Origin of the sequence: Streptomyces sp. NPDC048254 (genome assembly GCF_043201895.1) — a bacterium.
GTDB lineage: Bacteria > Actinomycetota > Actinomycetes > Streptomycetales > Streptomycetaceae > Streptomyces.
On record NZ_JBICZJ010000019.1, the window covers coordinates 137,807 to 157,865 of the forward strand.

Sequence of the window (20,059 nt, forward strand, 5' to 3'; positions counted from 1 at the left end):
CGGGGCACCGGCTCGATCCCGCCCCCGCGCCTTCGACGCCTGCCACAGAGGGTCCCCCCTCGCACCCCCCGAAGCTGGTCCCGGGAAAGGCTCCCGTCTCTACCTTGAGTGGAATAGACTCAACTTTGTGTACGTTGGCTGAGTCAGCCGAACGATGCCGAGGAGGAGAACGCGAACGTGGACGCCGAGCTGACCAACAGGAGCCGGGACGCGATCAACGCGGCCAGCAGCCGGGCCGTGACCGAGGGGCACGCGGATCTGACGCCTGTTCACCTGCTGCTGGCTCTGCTGGCGGGGCAGGAGAACGAGAACATCACCGACCTGCTCGCGGCCGTCGACGCCGACCAGGCCGTCGTACGCCAGGGCGCCGAGCGCGCGCTGGCCGCACTGCCCAGCGTGACCGGCTCCACGGTCGCGCCCCCGCAGCCCAGCCGCGAACTGCTCGCGGTCCTCGCCGACGCCGACGAGCGTGCCAAGGAACTCGGCGACGACTACCTCTCCACCGAGCACCTGCTCATCGGCATCGCCGCGAAGGGCGGCGCGGCCGGCGAGGTGCTCGACCGGCAGGGAGCCACCGCGAAGAAGCTGGTGGAGGCCTTCCAGAAGGCGCGCGGCGGGCGCCGGGTGACCACCGCCGACCCGGAGGGGCAGTACAAGGCGCTGGAGAAGTTCGGGACGGACTTCACGGCCGCCGCCCGGGACGGCAAGCTCGACCCCGTCATCGGGCGGGACCAGGAGATCCGGCGGGTCGTGCAGGTGCTGTCCCGCCGTACCAAGAACAACCCCGTGCTCATCGGTGAGCCGGGTGTCGGCAAGACCGCCGTGGTCGAGGGCCTCGCCCAGCGGATCGTGAAGGGGGACGTGCCGGAGTCGCTGAAGAACAAGCGGCTGGTGGCGCTGGACCTGGGCGCGATGGTCGCGGGCGCGAAGTACCGGGGCGAGTTCGAGGAGCGGCTGAAGACCGTCCTCGCCGAGATCAAGGACTCCGACGGGCAGATCATCACCTTCATCGACGAGCTGCACACGGTCGTCGGCGCCGGAGCCGGCGGTGACTCCGCCATGGACGCCGGCAACATGCTGAAGCCGATGCTGGCCCGCGGTGAGCTGCGCATGGTCGGCGCGACCACCCTCGACGAGTACCGGGAGCGGATCGAGAAGGACCCGGCGCTGGAGCGCCGCTTCCAGCAGGTGCTGGTGGCGGAGCCGACCGTCGAGGACACCATCGCCATCCTCCGTGGCCTGAAGGGCCGTTACGAGGCCCACCACAAGGTCCAGATCGCCGACAGCGCGCTGGTGGCCGCCGCGACCCTCTCCGACCGTTACATCACCTCCCGCTTCCTCCCCGACAAGGCCATCGACCTCGTCGACGAGGCCGCCTCCCGCCTCCGCATGGAGATCGACTCGTCGCCCGTCGAGATCGACGAACTCCAGCGCTCCGTCGACCGGTTGAAGATGGAGGAGCTGGCGCTGGAGAAGGAGACCGACCCGGCCTCCCGGGAGCGCCTGGAGAAGCTGCGCCGCGACCTCGCCGACAAGGAGGAGGACCTGCGCGGCCTCAACGCCCGCTGGGAGCGCGAGAAGCAGTCCCTGAACCGGGTCGGCGAGCTGAAGGAGAAGCTCGACGAACTCCGCGGCACCGCCGAACGCGCCCAGCGCGACGGCGACTTCGACACCGCCTCCAAGCTGCTGTACGGCGAGATCCCGCAGCTGGAGAAGGAGCTGGAGGCCGCGTCCGAGGCCGAGGAGGAGACCGCCCGGGACACCATGGTCAAGGACGAGGTCGGCTCCGACGACATCGCGGACGTGGTGGCCGCCTGGACCGGCATCCCCGCCGGGCGCCTCATGGAGGGCGAGACCCAGAAGCTGCTCCGCATGGAGGACGAGCTGGGCCGCCGCCTCATCGGCCAGACCGAGGCCGTACGCGCGGTGTCCGACGCCGTACGACGGTCCCGTGCCGGTATCGCCGACCCGGACCGCCCGACCGGCTCCTTCCTCTTCCTCGGCCCGACCGGTGTCGGCAAGACGGAGCTGGCCAAGGCGCTCGCCGACTTCCTCTTCGACGACGAGCGGGCGATGGTCCGGATCGACATGTCGGAGTACAGCGAGAAGCACAGCGTGGCCCGGCTGGTCGGCGCCCCGCCCGGATACGTCGGCTACGAGGAGGGCGGCCAGCTGACCGAGGCGGTCCGCCGCCGCCCCTACACCGTGGTCCTCCTGGACGAGGTGGAGAAGGCCCATCCCGAGGTCTTCGACATCCTCCTCCAGGTGCTGGACGACGGCCGGCTCACCGACGGCCAGGGCCGCACGGTCGACTTCCGCAACACCATCCTGGTGCTGACGTCGAACCTGGGCAGCCAGTACCTGGTCGACCCGGTGCTCGGCGAGGAGGAGAAGAAGCGGCAGGTCCTGGAGACGGTCCGGCAGTCCTTCAAGCCGGAGTTCCTCAACCGCCTGGACGACCTGGTCGTCTTCTCCGCCCTGGCCAAGGACGAGCTGGCCCGGATCGCCCGGCTCCAGATCGACCGGCTGGCCAAGCGCCTGGCCGACCGCCGCCTCGCCCTGGAGATCACTCCCGAGGCCCTGGCCTGGCTCGCCGAGGAGGGCAACGACCCGGCGTACGGCGCCCGGCAGCTGCGCCGCCTGGTCCAGACCGCCATCGGCGACCGCCTGGCCAAGGAGATCCTGTCCGGCGAGGTCAAGGACGGCGACACGATCCGCGTGGACGCCTTCGGGGAGGGCCTGATCGTGGGTCCGGTGACCGCGGAGAGCGCCGCCGAAGGCACCGGTAAGACCCTGTGACGACCGCGAGAGGCAGGCCCGTCACCCGGTGGGCCCCACGCCATGATCCGGCGTGAATCGGCGGCTCGGGGCGGAGCGGGTTGCCGGTCGCGGTCCAAGGGAGAGAGGGTGGGACCTACGTCTGGTCTCAGCGATGACCGGACGAGCCAGACGACCGCAGGAGTGTTCACATATGTCCATCGACCCGTCCTCGATTCCGAGCTTCGGGGGCCAGCCCGAGCCGCAGCCCCAAGGACCGGCGGGCCCCGTCGTCCCGGATCAGGATCTTGTGAAGCAGCTCCTCGACCAGATGGAGCTCAAGTACGTCGTCGACGACGAGGGCGACCTCGCGGCGCCGTGGGAGCAGTTCCGTACGTACTTCATGTTCCGTGGCGAGGACGAGCAGTCCGTCTTCTCGGTGCGGACGTTCTACGACCGCCCCCACAAGATCGACGAGAAGCCCCAGCTCCTGGAGTCCATCGACGACTGGAACCGCCGGACGCTGTGGCCCAAGGTCTACACCCACACCCACGACGACGGCACCGTCCGTCTCATCGGTGAGGCGCAGATGCTGATCGGCATGGGCGTCGACATCAACCACTTCGTGTCGTCCACGGTCAGCTGGGTGCGGGCCGCGATCGAGTTCGACAAGTGGCTCGTCGAGCAGCTCGGCCTGGAGGAGGCCGTCGACGGGGCCGACCAGCCCGAGGGCGACGACGAGGAGTAGGCAGCTCTACAGGGGCGTGCCGGCGACGACGACCAGATACGCGCCGTAGCCGAACGAGAGCCCGGCCAGGGCCGCGACCACCACGGACGCGTGCCAGGGCCGGGCTCTCGCCGTGCGGACCAGCGCCCGGGCCGGCGGGAGGAGGAGCGGGAAGGCCGGCAGGAGGAAGCGCGGCTTGGACTCGAAGAAGCCCGAGCCGCCGAGCGCGATCAGCAGGAGTACGGCGGTGTAGGCGAGGAGCGGCAGCGGGGCCCGGTCCAGCAGCAGGAGCGCGAAGAGGACCACCGCCGTCGCCACGATCACCAGGGCCATCGGGAAGACGAAGCGGTCGCCGCGCAGCAGCAGGCCGCGGACGAAGAGCAGCGAGCCCCGGCCGAAGTCGAAGCGTGAGCCCCACAGGCGCTGTACGCCGAAGTAGCCGCCGAGCGGATCGCCGGTGCGGCGGCCCACCCACAGGACGTACGCGAGCCAGCCGAGCGGGGCGAGTGCCGCGCCCGTCCACAGCCTGTGGGTAACCCGGCCGCGGGAGCGGTGTATCGCGCAGCCGGCGGCGAGCAGGACGGCCGCCGCGACCGCGAAGCCGTTCGGCCGGGACAGGCCCGCCAGGGCGGCCAGCGCGCCCGCCCACAGCCAGTTCCCGGCCAGGACCGCGTACAGGGACCAGGCGGCGAACGCGGTCAGGACCGGTTCCGTGTACGCCATGGACAGCACCACGGAGTGCGGCAGCAGGCCCCAGAGCAGGACGAGGACCGTGCCCACCGCGCGGCCGTGCAGCCGGGCGCCCACCGCGTAGATGCCGGCGGCGGCCACGGCGGCGGCCGCCCAGGACACCAGCAGGCCGGCACCCGCCCCGCTCAGCGGGGTGACGGTCGTCAGGATCCGGATCAGGGCCGGGTAGAGCGGGAAGAACGCCAGGTCGCTGTGGATGACGTCGGGGCGGAAGTACAGGGTCCGGCCGTAGCCGTGCGCCGCGATGCCCAGGTACCAGACCGAGTCCCAGGACCGGCCGAGCAGGGTCAGCGGATGCCTGCCGGCCGCCCAGGCGGCCAGCGCGACCACGGCCATGCCGGTGAGCCGGGCCGCCGCGAACAGCCCCACCGCGACGCCGCCCGCGGTGACGAGGGACGGGGCGAGAGCGGCGGTGCCGGTGGTCGTGCCGGTGGTCGTACTGGCGGTGGTGCTGGCGTGGCTCACATTCGCACCCTGCGGGGCACCGGGGCGAAGTGCGAGAGATATGCGTCCGATGGGGTAGCGGAGAGGCACGCCTCCTGGCGTGGCGCGGGCCGCCGGCGAGCCCGGGGGTGGTATCGGGCCCGGCTACCCCAGCCGTCGCAGCCGCTCCGCCGCCTCCTTGAGCACCTCCGGGCGCTTGCAGAACGCGAAGCGGACAAAGGGCGCGCCCTGCTCGCGGTGGTCATAGAAGACCGCGTTGGGGATCGCGACCACCCCGCAGCGCTTCGGCAGCGCACGGCAGAAGGCGAAGCCGTCGCTCTCACCAAGGGGCCGGATGTCGGTGGTGATGAAGTACGTGCCGGCGGTGTCGTAGACCTTGAAGCCCGCCTCCGCCAGGCCCGCCGCGAGGATGTCGCGCTTGGTCCGCATGTCCTCGCGGAAGGCCTCGAAGTAGGAGTCCGGGAGGGCGAGGGCCTCCGCGACCGCGTACTGGAAGGGGCCCGAGGAGACGTAGGTCAGGAACTGCTTCGCCGAGCGCACCGCCGTGACCAGTTCCGGCGTCGAGGTCACCCAGCCGACCTTCCAGCCGGTGAAGGAGAAGGTCTTGCCGGCCGACCCGATGGTGACCGTGCGTTCGCGCATGCCGGGGAAGGTGGCGAGGGGGAGGTGCCCGGCCGCGTCGAAGACCAGGTGCTCGTAGACCTCGTCCGTGACGACCAGCAGGTCCCGCTCGACCGCGAGCTCGGCGATCGCGGTCAGCTCGGCGCGGGTGAGGACCGTGCCGGTCGGGTTGTGCGGGGTGTTGACCAGGAGGAGGCGGGTGCGGGGGGTGACGGCGGCGCGCAGTTCGTCGAGGTCGAGGCGGAAGGTGGCGCCGTCCGGGCGGAGGGTGACCGGGACCCGGGTGCCGCCGGCCATCGCGATGCAGGCCGCGTAGGAGTCGTAGTACGGCTCCAGGGCGACGACCTCGTCACCCGGCTCCACCAGGGCGAGCAGGGCGGCCGCGATCGCCTCCGTGGCGCCCGCCGTGACCAGCACCTCCGCGTCCGGGTCGTACGACAGCCCGTACCACCGCTCCTGGTGTGCGGCGATCGCGGTGCGCAGCTCGGGGACGCCCGGCCCCGGCGGGTACTGGTTGCCGCGCCCCGCGCGCAGCGCCCGCACGGCCGCCTCCCTGACCTCCTCGGGGCCGTCGGTGTCCGGGAAGCCCTGACCGAGGTTGATGGACCCGGTGCTGAGCGCCAGGGCGGACATCTCGGCGAAGATCGTGGTCCCGAACTCTGCGAGCCGGCGGTTGAGGAGAGGGCGTTCGCTGGAGGTCATGCCGGCCATCCTGCGCCCAGACTCCGGAGTTCCTCAACTTGCCCACGGGGGCGGACACCTGCGGCGATGCGCCCGCCCACGCGGAACGCTCGGCCGGGAAGGCCCGGCCGAGCGCCTCATCCGCCGTCTGGCCACAGCCAGTTGGTCACCTGCCGTGCGCCTCGGGGATCAGGCGGGCGGGCCGTCGAAGGGGGACCAGTTGGTCCAGGCGGCGTCGGGGTGGGTGCTCACCTTCCAGGAGGACACCGAACCGGAGTCGGTGCCGACCACGATCTGTGGACGGCCGTCCGTCAGGGTGGCCACACCCACGCTGCGGGCCGATCCCGGCAGGCCGTTGAACTTCGTCCAGTCGGCCCAGGCGGCGCTCGAGTCGGTGGTCACCTTCCAGGTGGACCACAGTTCGCCGCCGTCGGACACGGCGAATATCTGCGGCCGTTCGTCCGTGAGCGGGGCTGCGGCGAGCGACACCACACGGCCGTGGTCGAAGTCGAACTGCTGCCAGCCGGTCCAGGCGGCGTTCGGGAGCTCGCTCACCTTCCACCGGGTGAACAGCCCGTGGTTGCTTCCCGCGAACACTTGCGGGCGGCCGTCCGTGAGCCGTGCCGACGTCATGCTTCGAACAGACATGTGATCTCCTTTCGAACGCCCAGGCGGACGTTCACGCCCCCATGTCCCCACCCTCCGCTCAAGCGTTCGGTCGGCCGCGCGCATCCGCAAGTCGGGCACTCGGGTGCACGTCCACCTGACGTCCGACAGCCGGGAGCGTGCCTGCCGCGCCATCGGCACCATCTGCGCAGGTCAGGAGCGATTTTCCGGGATGGACCCTCAGAAGTTCCTCAACTCTGCTTTGGCCGTCGGCAGGGCCGGGCATCACCGGCTCACGTCGCGGTCACGCGGCGGCCGGGGCGCCCACGGGGGGTCGCTCCGCGCGAACGGAAAGAAGGTGACGCCATGGGCATCGTCTTCATCGTGGTGGCGGCCGCGATCGTCTGCCTGGCGATCGTCAGGACCGCGGCCCGCAAGGGCGGGATGAGCAGGGGGGCGTCCGGCCGGGGCGGCTCCTCCTACGACAGCTCGGGCAGCTGGTGGGCCGGGGACTCGGGATCGTCGTCCTCGAACGGAGGCCACGGCGGGCATGGGGGACACGGGGGTCACTCGTGCGGCGGAGGGCACTCCTCCTGCGGCGGCGGCTCGTCCTGCGGCGGCGGGGGCGGCTGCGGCGGGGGCAGCTGACCGGGGGAACCGGGGCGTCCGGGCGGAGAGCGGGGAGCTCTCCCCGGGCGCCCCGGCGTGCGCCAGAGGGAGCAGGGCGCACAACGTGGTTGAACAGTTGAGCTGTGGAGCCCTCTAGGGGATGGAAACCCCACGAAGTTGGGTAAAAACGCTGTGGCAGCGCCACAGTTCATGATTCCCTCTAAATCACCAAAGCAGCGCCTCGGACGTCCTGACGACACCCCTCCCCCGGCTGGGCCGGCCGGGCCGATCTCCCGGTGTCCACCGAGGTGCGCCGGACCACCCTCCTCCCCATTTGCGTGTTAGCGGAGCCGATCCATGCTCACGACCCTGAACACCACCTACACCGATACGCGCGCGGCCGATCTCGCCTGGGCTCTGGGGCGCGAGCCGCTGCCCGCCCTGGCCACCCTCGACCTGGAACTGTCCGGGGCGAAACTCCAGCTGAGACTGCTGGGCGCGTCCCACCAGGTGCTCCTGGAGGAGGAGTGCGGCGGCTGTTCGGAGACGGTGGCGTGCATCCCGGGGTCCAGCACCCCCCTGCCGCTCGGGGTCGCCAAGCGCATCGGCGACTGGGAGTACGAGTTCGCGGCCCGCGTCGAGGTGCTGTCACCGGGCTCCTTCGCCGGCCGCGCCCAGGAACTGCTCGCCCTGGTCTCCGAGCATCCGCACGGCCTCGCCGGAGTCTTCCCGGGCAGCCCGCACGCGTTCACCGCACTGCTCGCCCAGCGCCACGAGGGCCAGGTGCACTGGCGGACCTGGCACGCCTACCCGCAGGACGGCCAGTTGGTGGCGACCCGGACGAGGGTCGGCGTACGGGTTCCGGTGCCCCAACCCCTCCCCGGATGACATAAACCAACAGGGCGTCAAGGGCGGCCGTTTTCCACACGTGTGGGTGACGAAGCGTACCGAGCGAGTGACGTAACGTCGCAGAGTGATCGATCCGCACGCACCCGCCCCTCCCGGCGCACCACCGCCCTGGGGTGCCCCCGCGCCGCTGCCCGTGCGGCCGGGGACGGGCCGGTTCCTGGTCCTCGCGTGCGTCTTCGTCTGCGCGGCCTGCGGGTTGGTGTACGAACTCGAACTCGTCGCCCTCGCCTCGTACTTGATCGGCGACTCGGTCACCCAGGCCTCCGTGGTGCTGTCCGTGATGGTCTTCGCGATGGGCGTCGGCTCGCTGGCCGCGAAGCGGCTGCGCTGGCACGCGGCGGCCGGATTCGGCGCGGTGGAGGCCGCGTTGGCGCTGATCGGCGGCTGCAGCGCCATGGCCCTGTACGCCGTCTTCGCCTGGACCGGCGGCTGGGGCGGCCTGTGGTCGGCCGGCCCGCGCTGCCTCCTGGTCGCCTTCTCCCTCGCCATCGGCCTGCTGATCGGAGCCGAGGTGCCGCTGCTGATGGAACTCATCCAGCGCATCCGCCGCCAGGACGCGGGCGGCGCGGTGGCCGACCTGTTCGCGGCGGACTACGTCGGCGCGCTGGTCGGCGGCCTGGCCTTCCCCTTCCTCCTGCTGCCGTTCCTGGGCCAGTTGACCGGCACCCTGCTCACCGGCACGGTCAACGTCGTCGTCGGCGGCGCCCTGGTCCTCGGCCTGTTCCGCCGCGACCTGTCCCGCCGGGCCCGCTGGACCCTCCTCGTCGCCAACGTGACCGTCCTCGGCGTCCTCGCCTCCGCCGCCGCCCACGTCGACGACTTCGAACGGGCCGCCCGGCACGCGGTCTACGGCGACGACGTCCGGGTCGCCCTCCAGACAGACGTCCAGGAGGTCGTCCTCACCGGCGGCACCCACGGCCGCCCCCTCGACCTCTTCCTCGACGGCCGGCTGCGCGTCGGCGGCCGTGACGAACGCCGGTACCACGAAGCCCTCGTCCACCCGGCGATGAGCGGCCCGCACGCGCGCGTGCTGATCCTCGGCGGCGGTGACGGCATGGCCGCGCGCGAGGTGCTCCGCCACCCCGGCGTCGACCGCGTCGACGTCGTCGAACTCGACGCGGGCCTGGTCCGCCTCGCCCGCCAGGACCCCGCCCTCTCCGCACTCAACGGCCACGTCTACGACGACCCGCACGTCCACGTGGCCACCGCCGACGCCTTCTGCTGGCTGCGCCGGACCGCGCCGCACGCCGCGTACGACGTCGTGATCGCCGACCTGCCCGACCCCGGCATCACGGCCAGCACCAAGCTGTACTCCGAGGAGTTCTACGGCCTGGCCCGCCGCGCCCTCGCCCCCGGCGGCCGGCTGGTCGTGCACGCCGGCCCGGTCCGGGCCCGCCCCCGTGACTTCTGGACGGTGGCGGCGACCATGCGCGCCGCCGGCCTGGCCACGACCCCCTACCGGGTCCTCGGCCGCGACCCCGGCTTCACCGCCGGCCCCGACCGCTCGGCGGGCGAGTCCAGGGCCCCGCACGACTGGGGCTTCATCCTCGCGACGGAGGCCTCGCGCGGGCCCCGGCTGCGGCTGTCGGCCGACGGTCCGCGGCTGCACACGCTGACCGGGCGGGACCTGCGCGCAGACGCGCTGGAGACACCGCCGACGCGACTGCCGGCCTCCACGTTGGTGGATCCGCGGTACTGAGCACGGGCCCGTCCACGGGGAGTCCCGCGCCCCGGCAGGGTGCCGTGCGTCGCGGAGGGTACGTCGGCTCGACTCCTGGGTAGGCTCAGTCGGCATGGAGCACCAGGTGTACGTCCCGGCCCCGGCCTCGCGGCTCAGGGAGGCGCTGGCCGACCCCGCGCGGGTCGCCCGGGCGCTCCCCGGCCTCCAGCAGGACACGGGCGCCGCCCCCGGCACCGGCCGCGTCAAGGTCCGCGTCGGCAGCCACTCGATCACCTACCGGGGCTCCCTGCGCGTCAGCGCCCGTGACGACGGTTCGTACGCGCTCGACGGTGACGCCACCGAGGCCCGCGGCACCGGCACGGTGAAACTGGCGCTCACGCTCCGCCTCGCGGACACCGACGAGGGCTGCCAGGTCACGGTGACCGGCACGGCGTCCGCCGGCGGGCGGGTCGCGGAACTGCCGGCGGAGGCGGTGGAGTCGGCGGCGACAAGGCTGCTCAACCGTTTCGTGGAGGGCCTGGGGGAGGCGCGGCCCGAGCCCCCGGACCAGCCGGTGTCGCTCTTCGAGGCGGAGGTCCCGCCGCCGTCCCTGGCGCCCGAACCGGTCGAGGAGCCGCTGCCCGAGATCTTCGCCGAGGCGGCCCACGCCCGCCGCACGATGATCGGCCGCAGCGCGGAGGAGGTCGACCATGCCCCGCCCCGCGGCCGCTACGCGCCGGTGCCGGCCCCGCAGACGGTGGCGGCGGGTTCGGCACTGCGCTGGGCCGCCCCGGCGGCGGCACTGGCCCTGGCATCGGCGATCGTGGTCACGAGAGCACTGCGCAGACGCCGCTGAGCGAGGCCGCAGCAGCAGGGGGCTCCACTCGCCCGCGCTCGCGCTGGGAAGCGCCCTTTAGGGGCGCGGGGCTGTATTTGATGTGCGGCTCCGCCGCGTGGGCGCGAGCGACCCCCCACCCACCCGCACCCGAAACTCGGCGCCCCTCCCCCAGTACTGTCATCCCGTGAGTAACGAAGACATCACGCTGACCGCAGGCGACGCCACCCTCCACCTGCACCCCGGCAACGGCGGCCGCATCGCCGGACTAGAAGTCGGCTCCCTCGAACTCCTCCGCCAGGGCGACCGCTTCGGCTGCTTCCCGATGGTGCCGTGGTGCGGCCGCATCCGGGACGGCCGGTTCCGCGACGGCGCCGACATCGTCCAGATGCCGCTCAACTCGCCGCCGCACGCCATCCACGGCACCGCCCGCGACGGCGCCTGGCGCACCGCGCGGGTCTCGGCGGACGAGGCCGTGATCACGTGCGAACTCGGCGACCCCTGGCCGCACCCCGCCCGCGTCACGCACGCCGTGCGGCTCACCGAGGACTCGTTGACGCTGACGATGGCCGTGGAGACGTACGACAACTCCTTCCCGGCGCAGATCGGCTGGCACCCCTGGTTCAACCGCAACCTCGGCGGCCAGGACGCCCAGCTCGACTTCACCCCCGCCTGGCAGGAGGAGCGCGGCGCGGACCACCTGCCCACCGGCAACCGCATCGACCCCCGACCCGGCCCCTGGGACGACTGCTTCGGCATGCCCGACGGCGTCGACGTCACCCTCACCTGGCCGGGGCAGCTGGAGCTGAAGGTGACCAGCCGCGAGCAGTGGGTCGTGGTCTACGACGAGCAGGAGGCGGCCGTGTGCGTGGAGCCGCAGACCGGCCCGCCGAACGGCCTCAACACGCTCCCCCGTCTCGTCACCCCGCTGGAGCCGCTGGAAGCCGCCACCACCTGGACCTGGCGCCGCCTCTAAGCTGGTCGGCATGACGGACGTACGCGCTGAGCTGCTGCAACAGATCAAGGACAAGGCCGTGGTGCACGGCAAGGTGACCCTGTCGTCGGGGCTGGAGGCGGACTACTACGTCGACCTCCGCCGCGTCACCCTCGACGGCACGGCCGCCCCGCTGGTCGGCCAGGTGCTGCTCGACCTGACCGACGGCCTGGAGTTCGACGCCGTCGGCGGCCTCACCATGGGCGCCGACCCGGTCGCCGGCGCGATGCTGCACGCGGCCGCCGCGCGGGGCCGCCGCCTCGACGCCTTCGTCGTCCGCAAGGCGGCGAAGGCGCACGGGCTGCAGCGCCGGGTGGAGGGGCCGGAGATCAAGGGCCGGCGGGTCCTCGTCGTGGAGGACACCTCCACCACCGGCGGCTCCCCGCTCGCCGCCGTGGAGGCCGTGCGCGAGGCCGGCGCCGAGGTCGTCGCCGTCGCGACCATCGTCGACCGGGCCACCGGCGCCGACGAGAAGATCCGCGAGGGCGCGGGCGTGCCGTACCTGTTCGCCTTCTCGAAGGATGAACTGGGGCTGGACTGACACCCCGGTCGACGAGTGGGATTGACCCGGACGCGACCGGCGCCCGACGCCCGGAGCATCGGTTCATGTCTGGAAAGATGGGGACGACGATGACGTCGTACCTCAAGGTCTAGGTCAGGGCCGTAGAGAACCAGCAGTAAGCCGACCCGCACACTCAAGGAGCGGACAGATGCCCATCGCAACCCCCGAGGTCTACAACGAGATGCTCGACCGGGCGAAGGCAGGCAAGTTCGCCTACCCGGCCATCAACGTCACCTCGACCCAGACCCTGCACGCGGCGCTGCGCGGCTTCGCGGAGGCGGAGAGCGACGGCATCGTCCAGATTTCCACCGGTGGTGCCGAGTTCCTCGGCGGCCAGTACAAGAAGGACATGGTCTCCGGCTCGGTCGCGCTCGCCGAGTTCGCGCACATCGTCGCCGAGAAGTACCCGGTCAACATCGCCCTGCACACGGACCACTGCCCGAAGGACAAGCTCGACGGGTACGTACGTCCGCTGCTCGCGATCTCCGAGGAGCGCGTGAAGAACGGCCGCAACCCGCTCTTCCAGTCGCACATGTGGGACGGCTCCGCCGAGACCCTCGCCGACAACCTGGCCATCGCGCAGGAGCTCCTCGAGCAGGCCCGCCGCGCCAACATCATCCTCGAGGTCGAGATCACCCCGACCGGCGGCGAGGAGGACGGCGTCTCGCACGAGATCAACGACTCCCTCTACACCACCGTCGAGGACGCGATCCGCACCGCCGAGGCGCTGGGCCTGGGCGAGAAGGGCCGCTACCTGCTCGCCGCCTCCTTCGGCAACGTGCACGGCGTGTACAAGCCGGGCAACGTCGTGCTCCGCCCCGACCTGCTCAAGGAGCTGGCCGACGGCGTGGCCGCCAAGTTCGGCAAGCAGTCGCCGTTCGACTTCGTCTTCCACGGCGGCTCCGGCTCCACCGAGCAGGAGATCCGCACCGCGCTGGAGAACGGCGTGGTGAAGATGAACCTGGACACGGACACCCAGTACGCCTTCACCCGTCCGGTCGCCGACCACATGTTCAAGAACTACGACGGCGTCCTGAAGGTCGACGGCGAGGTCGGCTCCAAGAAGACCTACGACCCGCGCACCTGGGGCAAGCTCGCCGAGGCGGGCATGGCCGCGCGTGTCGTCGAGGCCACGCAGAACCTGCGCTCGGCGGGCAACAAGATCAAGTAGTCACGCACAGCCAGGCATTTCCACGGACCCGGTGCTACGGCGCCGGGTCCGCTGTATACCTGGACCCATGTCCGACGTGCGGCTGGCCTCCTCGCAGGGCAAGTGGATCCTGTTCACCACGGTCCTCGGTTCCAGCATGGTGCTGCTGGACTCGACCGTGGTCAACGTCGCCCTGCCCACCATCGGCCGTGACCTGGGCACCAGCCTCTCGGCCCTGCAGTGGACGGTCAACGCGTACATGCTGACGCTGGCCGGGCTGATCCTGCTCGGCGGCTCGCTGGGCGACCAGTACGGACGCCGGAAGATCTTCGTGCTCGGCGTCGTCTGGTTCGCGGTCGCCTCACTCCTGTGCGGCCTGGCCCCCGACGACATCGTCCTGATCGCCGCCCGCGCCCTCCAGGGCATCGGCGGCGCCCTGCTCACACCGGGGTCCCTCGCCCTCATCCAGGCGTCCTTCCATCCCGACGACCGGGCGAAGGCGGTCGGCCTGTGGTCCGGGTTCGGCGGCATCGGCGCGGCCATCGGCCCGTTCCTGGGCGGCTGGCTGGTGGACGGCCCCGGCTGGCGGTGGGTGTTCCTGCTGAACGTCCCGCTGGCCCTGCTCTGCGTCCCGGTCGCCCTGCGCCATGTCCCGGAGTCCACCGACGGGCGGGCCCACGGCCGCTTCGACGTCCTCGGCGCGGTACTGGCCGCCCTGACCCTCGGATTCGTGACCTACGCGCTGATCGCCGCCGGGACCACGTCGCTGCTCGCCCTCGCGGGCCTCGCGACCGGCGTGGCCTTCGTGTACGTCGAGAAGCGCCGCCCGGACCCGATGCTCCCGCTGGACATCTTCCGCTCCCGCCAGTTCACCGCGCTGAACGTGGTCACCCTGTGCGTGTACGGCGCGTTCGGCGGCTACTTCTTCCTCACCGCGCTCCAACTCCAGGTGGTGGCGGGCTACTCGGCGCTGGGCGCCGGCACGGCCCTGCTGCCCTCCACCGTGCTGATGCTGCTCTTCTCGGCCCGCTCGGGCGCCCTGGCCGACAGGATCGGGCCCCGGCTGCCGCTCACCGTCGGACCCCTGCTCTGCGCCGCGGGGCTGATGCTGATGCTGCGGGTGGGCGAGCACGCGAACTACCTGACGGACGTCTTCCCGGCGGTCCTGGTCATGGGCGTCGGCCTGGTCACCCTGGTGGCCCCGCTCACCGCCTCGGTCCTCGCCTCCGTGGACACCGCCCAGGCGGGTATCGCCAGCGGTATCAACAACGCGGCGGCCCGCGCGGCGAGCCTGATCGCGGTGGCGGCGCTGCCGCTGCTCGCGGGGATGGGCCCGGAGGCCTACCGGTCGCCCACCGCCTTCGACGCGGCGTTCGACCGGGCGATGCCGATCTGCGCGGGGGTGCTGGTGGTGGGGTCGGCCCTGGCGTTCGCGCTGGTCCGCCGGCCGGCCCCGGGCTGTGCCCGCCCGGAATGCCGCGTCCACGGGAACGTGATCTCGCCACCGCTGGAGGCGAAGGGCCGGTAGCCGGGGCCCTCCGCCCGCCGGCGTGCTGTCACGTCAGCTCGGCGTACGCCTCCGCGCTGCTGTCCTTCAGGAACTGCCGGCACCGCTCGTACTCGTCCTGCTCGCCGATCTCGCCCGCGGCCCGGCCGAGCGCGGCCAGGCAGCGCAGGAAGCCGCGGTTGGCGCGGTGGTCCCAAGGCACGGGGCCGTGTCCCTTCCACCCGGCGCGGCGCAGGGCGTCCAGCCCACGGTGGTAGCCGGTGCGCGCGTAGGCGTACGACTCGACGACCGCGCCGCGCTCGAACGCGTCGTCGGCCAGCAGGGCCCAGGCCAGGGAGAAGGTCGGGAACTTCGCGGCCACCTCGACCGGTGCCAGCTTCTCCTCGCCCAGCAGGCGGTACGCCTCTTCGTTCTCGGGCAGATAGGTCGGCTCCGGGCCGCCGAGCAGGTTCGTGTGCGTCGTCATGGCGCCAGTCTGCCACCGCCGCCCGCTGCGGAGCCCGGGGAGGGCGCCGGGCGGGTGCGCCGGGGGCAACCTCCCCCCGCGTCCTGCCGTCTTCCAGACCGCCGCCCCGTACGTGACGGCAGGGGGGAGCACACGTGCGTGATCCGATGCCCGGCGGGCAGCCGCCGGAGGCCCGTGTCCTGGCCCGGTTCCTCGCCGCGGACCCGGAGCACTGGCCGCGGCTCGCCCCGCGGGTGACGGAGGCGGTCGGGATGGCGACGCTGGAGCGGATCGTGCACGCCACGGCCGCCCGGACCGGCGGGTTCGACGCCGTCACGGACAGCCCGGACGGGCTGATCGTGTCCGGCAGCACGGGCCGGGTGCGGGCCTGGGCCCAGGCGGGCCCGGACGGTGAACTCACCGCGCTGCGCATCGAAGGCGCCCCCTACACGCCGCCTCGCCACCGCCCGCGCCTGCCGGCCTCCCTGACCTGGGCGGTCCCTGCGGGCCTGGTCGTTCTCTGGAACGTCGTGGCCCTCTGGACCGCCGCCGACCGCCTGGCCTGGGCCGGTGACCTGGCGGTCCTCGCCGCCTGCTGGGTGGTCGTCGAGGGCTGGGGCGCACCGGTGATGCACCCGCGCCCGCTGCGGCGCACGGTCGAGGCGGGTGCGGTCGTGGCCCTCGTCTCCGCGTGGCGGCTGCCCGGTCTGCCCACCGGACACGGCGTGCTCCGCCTCGCCGTCGGAGCCCTGGTCCTCGCCGCCGTCGGATGGCCGGTCGGCGCCGGCCGGCTGCACCGATGGCGGGCACCGTTGTCCCGGCCGCTGCTGTTCCCGCTGGAGGGCTCCTGGTACGTCGTACAGGGCGGCGGCCGCCTGCTGAACCACCACGGCCGGGTGCCCGAGCAGCGCGGCGCCCTCGACCTGGTCGCGCTCGGCCGGTACGGCACCCGTACCCGGCGGGGCCGCGAACCGACCGCCTACGCCGCCTACGGGCGCCCGGTGCGCTCCCCCTGCGACGGCACGGTGATCTCCGCCGTCGACACCGTCCGGGACCAGAACCCCGGCGAGATCCGCTACCAGCCGCCCTACGGCAACCACGTCTTCCTGGACACCGGCCGGGAGATCGTCAAGCTCGCCCATCTGCGCCCCGGCTCGGTGACGGTGGCCGAGGGCGACACGGTCCGGGCGGGCCGGCTGCTCGGCGAGGTCGGCAACAGCGGCAACACCACCGAACCCCACCTGCACATCCACGCCGAGCGCGACGGGGTCGGCCTGGACCTGGAGTTCACCGGCGTACCCGGCCGGCTGTACCGGGGGCGGACGATCCGCGCGCGGTCGTAGCCCAGCCGGTTCCGGTGGCCCGGAACGCTCGGCCGACCGGGTGGTCCGGTGCCGGTGGTGACCGGTGTGGCCCGTCTGGCAGCGGGCGGGTCTTGCCGTGTGCGGGGTACGTTGCGGAAGATGCGGGTGGGGACCGGGGCCCCCGTGTCGACAACGGCAGGGGCGGACCGCTACCCGGAGTACACAACAGGAGACAGCGATGTCCCTTCAGGCTCAGCCCGACGAGGCTTCGGAGCCCGAGACCCCGCATCTCGACTTCGCCGGCACCACGCCGTACGAGGACTACGTCAAGGCGGACGTGCTCACCCACCTCCAGCACACCCTCTCCGACGATCCCGGAGAGATGGTCTTCCTGGTCACGACCCAGGTCATGGAGCTGTGGTTCACCGTCATCGTCCACGAGTGGGAGACCGCGGCGACCGCCCTGCGCGCCGACGACATCCCCACCGCGATCGCCGCGCTCAAGCGTTCCACCCGGGAGCTGGAGGCGCTGAACGCCTCCTGGAAACCGCTCGGGCAGCTCACCCCCGCCCAGTTCAACTCCTACCGCTCCGCCCTCGGCGAGGGCTCCGGCTTCCAGTCGGCGATGTACCGGCGGATGGAGTTCCTGCTCGGCGAGAAGTCCGCGTCCATGCTCGTCCCGCACCGCGGCGCCCCCCGCGTCCACGCGGAACTGGAGAAGGCCCTGCACGAGCCGAGCCTGTACGACGAGGTGGTACGGCTCCTCGCGCGCCGCGGCCACCCGGTCCCTGACGCGGTGCTCCACCGTGACGTGTCCCGGCGGTACGACGCCTCGGACGCCGTCGAGGCCGCCTGGGCCACCGTCTACTCGGGCGACGGGGACGCCGAACTCGCCCGGCTCGGCGAGGCGTTGACCGACGTGGCCGAACTGGTCTGGCGCTGGCGCAACGACCACCTGGTCGCCACCCGCCGCGCCATGGGCGCCAAGCCCGGCACCGGCGGCTCGGCCGGGGTCGCCTGGCTGGAGAAGCGCGCCCGCAAGAACGTGTTCCCGGAGCTGTGGACGGCGAGGTCCCATGTCTGAACCGGCCCTGAGGGCACAGCACCTGGACGCGGCGGACGCGCTCGCCGGGGTGCGCTCCCGCTTCGTCCTCGACGAGGTCGTGTACCTGGACGGCAACTCACTGGGCGCCCTGCCCGCGCACGTCCCCGGCCGGGTCGAGGACGTGGTCCGGCGGCAGTGGGGCGAGCTGCGCATCCGGTCCTGGGACGAGAGCGGCTGGTGGACGGCGCCGGAGCGGATCGGCGACCGGATCGCCCCGCTGGTCGGCGCGGCGGCCGGCCAGATCGTGGTCGGCGACTCCACAAGTGTCAACGTCTTCAAGGCACTGGTGGGTGCGGTACGGCTCGCGGGGGAGGGGCGTACCGAGATCCTGGTCGACGCCACCACCTTCCCCACCGACGGCTACATCGCCGAGTCGGCGGCCCGGCTCACCGGCCGTACGCTGCGGCCGGTGGCGCCGGCGGACGTGCGCACCGCGCTGAGCGACCGTACGGCCGCCGTCCTGCTCAACCACGTCGACTACCGCACGGGCCGGCTGCACGACCTGCCGTCCCTCACCGCCGCGGTCCACGCGGCCGGGGCCGTGGCCGTCTGGGACCTGTGCCACAGCGCGGGCGCGCTCCCGGTCGGCCTCGACGAGCACGGGGTCGACCTGGCGGTCGGCTGCACCTACAAGTACCTGAACGGCGGCCCGGGTTCACCGGCGTACCTGTACGTCCGCCGCGACCTCCAGGACCGCTTCGACTCGCCGCTGCCCGGCTGGAACTCGCACACCGAGCCGTTCGGGATGCGATCGGAGTACGAACCGGCCGCGGGCGCGGTGCGCGGCCGCGTCGGCACCCCGGACATCCTCTCCATGCTGGCCCTGGAGGCGGCGCTGGAGGTCTGGGACGAGGTGCCGGTGGCCGCCGTACGCGCCAAGTCCCTGGCCCTGACGGACTTCTTCCTGGAGTGCGTCGAGGCGTACCTGCCGGCGGGCCGCGTCGAGTGCGTGACCCCGGTGGCGCACGAGGAGCGCGGCAGCCAGATCGCGCTGCGCTGCCCGGACGCCGGGGACGTGATGAAGCGGCTGATCGAGCGGGGGGTGGTCGGGGACTTCCGGCATCCCGACGTCCTCCGCTTCGGCTTCACCCCGCTGTACGTCGGTTTCGCGGACGCGGAACGGGCGGCGCGGGTGCTGGCGGAGGTCGTGTAGCACCCTGCGGCGAGTCGACATACGGACACGACGACCCGGTTGGGAAAGGCCGGGACGGTACAGAACCGTGTAATCCTCACCGTGCGTGACATCCACGTCTCGCCGCACGTCACCGGCCTGATACCGTCCCGGCCAACGGCCGAATTCCCCACCTGGTCCGCCGATTTCATTACGCCGCTGAGAGGTTGGAGCATGCCGGACGACGCCGCAGCAGAACGGGCCGCAGCCGAGGAGGAGTCGGCCTTCTCGCACCCGCACGTCGAGCCCGACGCCACGGCGGCCTACGGCGACCACCCCGACCAGGTGATCGACTTCTACGTCCCGCGCGGCGGCGAGACCGTGGCCCCGCTCGTCGTGGCCCTGCACGGAGGCGCGTGGCGGGCACCGTACGACCGCGGCCATCTCACGCCCTTCGCCGACTTCCTGGCCCGGCGCGGCTTCGCGGTGGCCAACGTCGAGTACCGGCGCGGTGCGACGCTGCCCGCGCAGGGCGGCTCGGCCCCGGTGGCCGGCCGCTGGCCGGACACCTTCGACGACATCGCGGCGGCGCTGGACGCCCTGCCCGCGCTGGCCCGCGAGGCGCTGCCCCAGGCGGACCTGCGCCGCACGGTCCTCACCGGCCACTCGGCCGGCGGCCACCTGGCGCTGTGGGCGGCGGCCCGGCACGTCCTCCCGCCGGACGCCGCGTGGCGCACGTCCGGCGCGGCGCCGCTGCGGGGCGTGGTGGCCCTGGCCCCGATCGCGGACTTCGCGATGGCCGAGAAGCTGGAGGTCTGCGGTCACGCGGCGCTCCAACTCCTGGGCGGCGGCGACCAGTTCACCGACCGGCAGCGCTATGCCGACCCGGCGCTGCTGCTCCCCACCGGCATCGCGACCACCCTGGTCCAGGGGCGCGCGGACGACGTCGTCCCGCAGGCGGTCGCCGAGTCCTACGCGGAGGCGGCGGCGAAGGCGGGCGAGGTGGTGGGGCTGACGCTGCTGGAGGACGTCGGCCACTTCCCGCTGATCGACCCGGCGGCGGACGCGTGCGCGGTGGTGGCGGAGGAGATCGCCCAACTGGCCTGGTGAACCCGGCCGGTCTCGTGACGGCCTGCCCCTGAGCCGCCCCCCACATACCCGTAATACCTGAGAGCTACCTGACAGGTGAGTTCTCTGGCGGGACGCGAACGACGTCGCCCCTTCCGTAGTTTCCCGATCAGACAAGTCCGACGGCCGGGCGAACCGAACGGGGAGGGGCCGA

General features: G+C 72.6%; 18 protein-coding genes. 14 read left to right on the forward strand and 4 right to left on the reverse strand.

From position 1 onward, the window contains the following. Window positions 1-177 precede the first annotated feature (177 nt). Window positions 178-2,799 (forward strand): ATP-dependent chaperone ClpB, encoded by a 2,622-nt coding sequence (gene clpB / locus ACGFZQ_RS39995; RefSeq protein ID WP_393844539.1) that lies wholly within the window; start codon window positions 178-180, stop codon window positions 2,797-2,799. A 172-nt stretch (window positions 2,800-2,971) separates the two neighbouring features. Then, window positions 2,972-3,505 (forward strand): YbjN domain-containing protein, encoded by a 534-nt coding sequence (locus ACGFZQ_RS40000; protein ID WP_393844540.1) that lies wholly within the window; start codon window positions 2,972-2,974, stop codon window positions 3,503-3,505. 6 nt (window positions 3,506-3,511) lie between these two features. Here the strand turns inward: ACGFZQ_RS40000 and ACGFZQ_RS40005 are convergent, their stop codons facing one another. The 3 genes from ACGFZQ_RS40005 to ACGFZQ_RS40015 form a co-directional block, all read right to left on the reverse strand. Then, entirely contained in the window at window positions 3,512-4,699 is a 1,188-nt protein-coding gene (locus tag ACGFZQ_RS40005; protein ID WP_393844541.1) for a hypothetical protein, read from the reverse strand. 123 nt (window positions 4,700-4,822) lie between these two features. Further along, on the reverse strand, window positions 4,823-6,010 hold the full coding sequence (locus ACGFZQ_RS40010; RefSeq protein WP_393844542.1) for a pyridoxal phosphate-dependent aminotransferase: 1,188 nt from the start codon (window positions 6,008-6,010) through the stop codon (window positions 4,823-4,825). Window positions 6,011-6,169: 159 nt separating this feature from the next. Beyond that, window positions 6,170-6,628: a hypothetical protein gene (locus ACGFZQ_RS40015; RefSeq protein WP_393844543.1), complete on the reverse strand. Its 459-nt coding sequence runs from the start codon at window positions 6,626-6,628 to the stop codon at window positions 6,170-6,172. 324 nt (window positions 6,629-6,952) lie between these two features. Here ACGFZQ_RS40015 and ACGFZQ_RS40020 point away from each other — a divergent pair, with 324 nt between their 5' ends. From ACGFZQ_RS40020 to ACGFZQ_RS40055, 8 genes are all read left to right on the forward strand, one after another. Then, window positions 6,953-7,234, forward strand: coding sequence for a hypothetical protein (locus ACGFZQ_RS40020; RefSeq protein WP_393844544.1), 282 nt, complete (start codon window positions 6,953-6,955; stop codon window positions 7,232-7,234). A 318-nt stretch (window positions 7,235-7,552) separates the two neighbouring features. Continuing rightward, window positions 7,553-8,083, forward strand: coding sequence for a DUF2617 family protein (locus ACGFZQ_RS40025; RefSeq protein ID WP_351740575.1), 531 nt, complete (start codon window positions 7,553-7,555; stop codon window positions 8,081-8,083). 85 nt (window positions 8,084-8,168) lie between these two features. Continuing rightward, complete coding sequence (locus tag ACGFZQ_RS40030) at window positions 8,169-9,803, forward strand: polyamine aminopropyltransferase (RefSeq protein ID WP_393844545.1); 1,635 nt, start codon at window positions 8,169-8,171, stop codon at window positions 9,801-9,803. Window positions 9,804-9,897: 94 nt separating this feature from the next. Beyond that, window positions 9,898-10,620: an SRPBCC family protein gene (locus ACGFZQ_RS40035; RefSeq protein WP_382538383.1), complete on the forward strand. Its 723-nt coding sequence runs from the start codon at window positions 9,898-9,900 to the stop codon at window positions 10,618-10,620. Window positions 10,621-10,786: 166 nt separating this feature from the next. Next, complete coding sequence (locus ACGFZQ_RS40040; RefSeq protein ID WP_382538380.1) at window positions 10,787-11,575, forward strand: aldose 1-epimerase; 789 nt, start codon at window positions 10,787-10,789, stop codon at window positions 11,573-11,575. Between the two features lie 10 nt (window positions 11,576-11,585). Continuing rightward, window positions 11,586-12,134, forward strand: coding sequence for an orotate phosphoribosyltransferase (gene pyrE, locus ACGFZQ_RS40045; protein ID WP_351740566.1), 549 nt, complete (start codon window positions 11,586-11,588; stop codon window positions 12,132-12,134). 169 nt (window positions 12,135-12,303) lie between these two features. Next, window positions 12,304-13,326 (forward strand): class II fructose-bisphosphate aldolase, encoded by a 1,023-nt coding sequence (fbaA, locus tag ACGFZQ_RS40050; RefSeq protein ID WP_351740563.1) that lies wholly within the window; start codon window positions 12,304-12,306, stop codon window positions 13,324-13,326. Window positions 13,327-13,393: 67 nt separating this feature from the next. Further along, on the forward strand, window positions 13,394-14,833 hold the full coding sequence (locus tag ACGFZQ_RS40055; RefSeq protein ID WP_393844546.1) for an MFS transporter: 1,440 nt from the start codon (window positions 13,394-13,396) through the stop codon (window positions 14,831-14,833). A gap of 28 nt (window positions 14,834-14,861) precedes the next feature. On the opposite strand, the gene ACGFZQ_RS40060 is transcribed toward ACGFZQ_RS40055, so the two are convergent. Next, window positions 14,862-15,278 (reverse strand): DUF3151 domain-containing protein, encoded by a 417-nt coding sequence (locus ACGFZQ_RS40060; RefSeq protein ID WP_382538370.1) that lies wholly within the window; start codon window positions 15,276-15,278, stop codon window positions 14,862-14,864. Between the two features lie 134 nt (window positions 15,279-15,412). Here ACGFZQ_RS40060 and ACGFZQ_RS40065 point away from each other — a divergent pair, with 134 nt between their 5' ends. The 4 genes from ACGFZQ_RS40065 (at window position 15,413) to ACGFZQ_RS40080 (ending at window position 19,887) form a co-directional block, all read left to right on the forward strand. Further along, on the forward strand, window positions 15,413-16,600 hold the full coding sequence (locus ACGFZQ_RS40065) for a M23 family metallopeptidase (RefSeq protein ID WP_393844547.1): 1,188 nt from the start codon (window positions 15,413-15,415) through the stop codon (window positions 16,598-16,600). A 199-nt stretch (window positions 16,601-16,799) separates the two neighbouring features. Beyond that, window positions 16,800-17,645, forward strand: a complete 846-nt coding sequence (locus tag ACGFZQ_RS40070; RefSeq protein WP_382541832.1) for a tryptophan 2,3-dioxygenase family protein — start codon at window positions 16,800-16,802, stop codon at window positions 17,643-17,645. Then, window positions 17,638-18,819 carry a kynureninase gene (gene kynU / locus ACGFZQ_RS40075; protein ID WP_393844548.1) on the forward strand — a complete coding sequence of 394 codons (1,182 nt, stop codon included), beginning with the start codon at window positions 17,638-17,640 and terminating at the stop codon, window positions 18,817-18,819. The genes ACGFZQ_RS40070 and kynU overlap by 8 nt, the downstream gene beginning before the upstream one ends. Before the next feature lie 192 nt (window positions 18,820-19,011). After that, window positions 19,012-19,887 carry an alpha/beta hydrolase gene (locus tag ACGFZQ_RS40080; RefSeq protein WP_393844549.1) on the forward strand — a complete coding sequence of 292 codons (876 nt, stop codon included), beginning with the start codon at window positions 19,012-19,014 and terminating at the stop codon, window positions 19,885-19,887. Window positions 19,888-20,059: the final 172 nt, after the last annotated feature.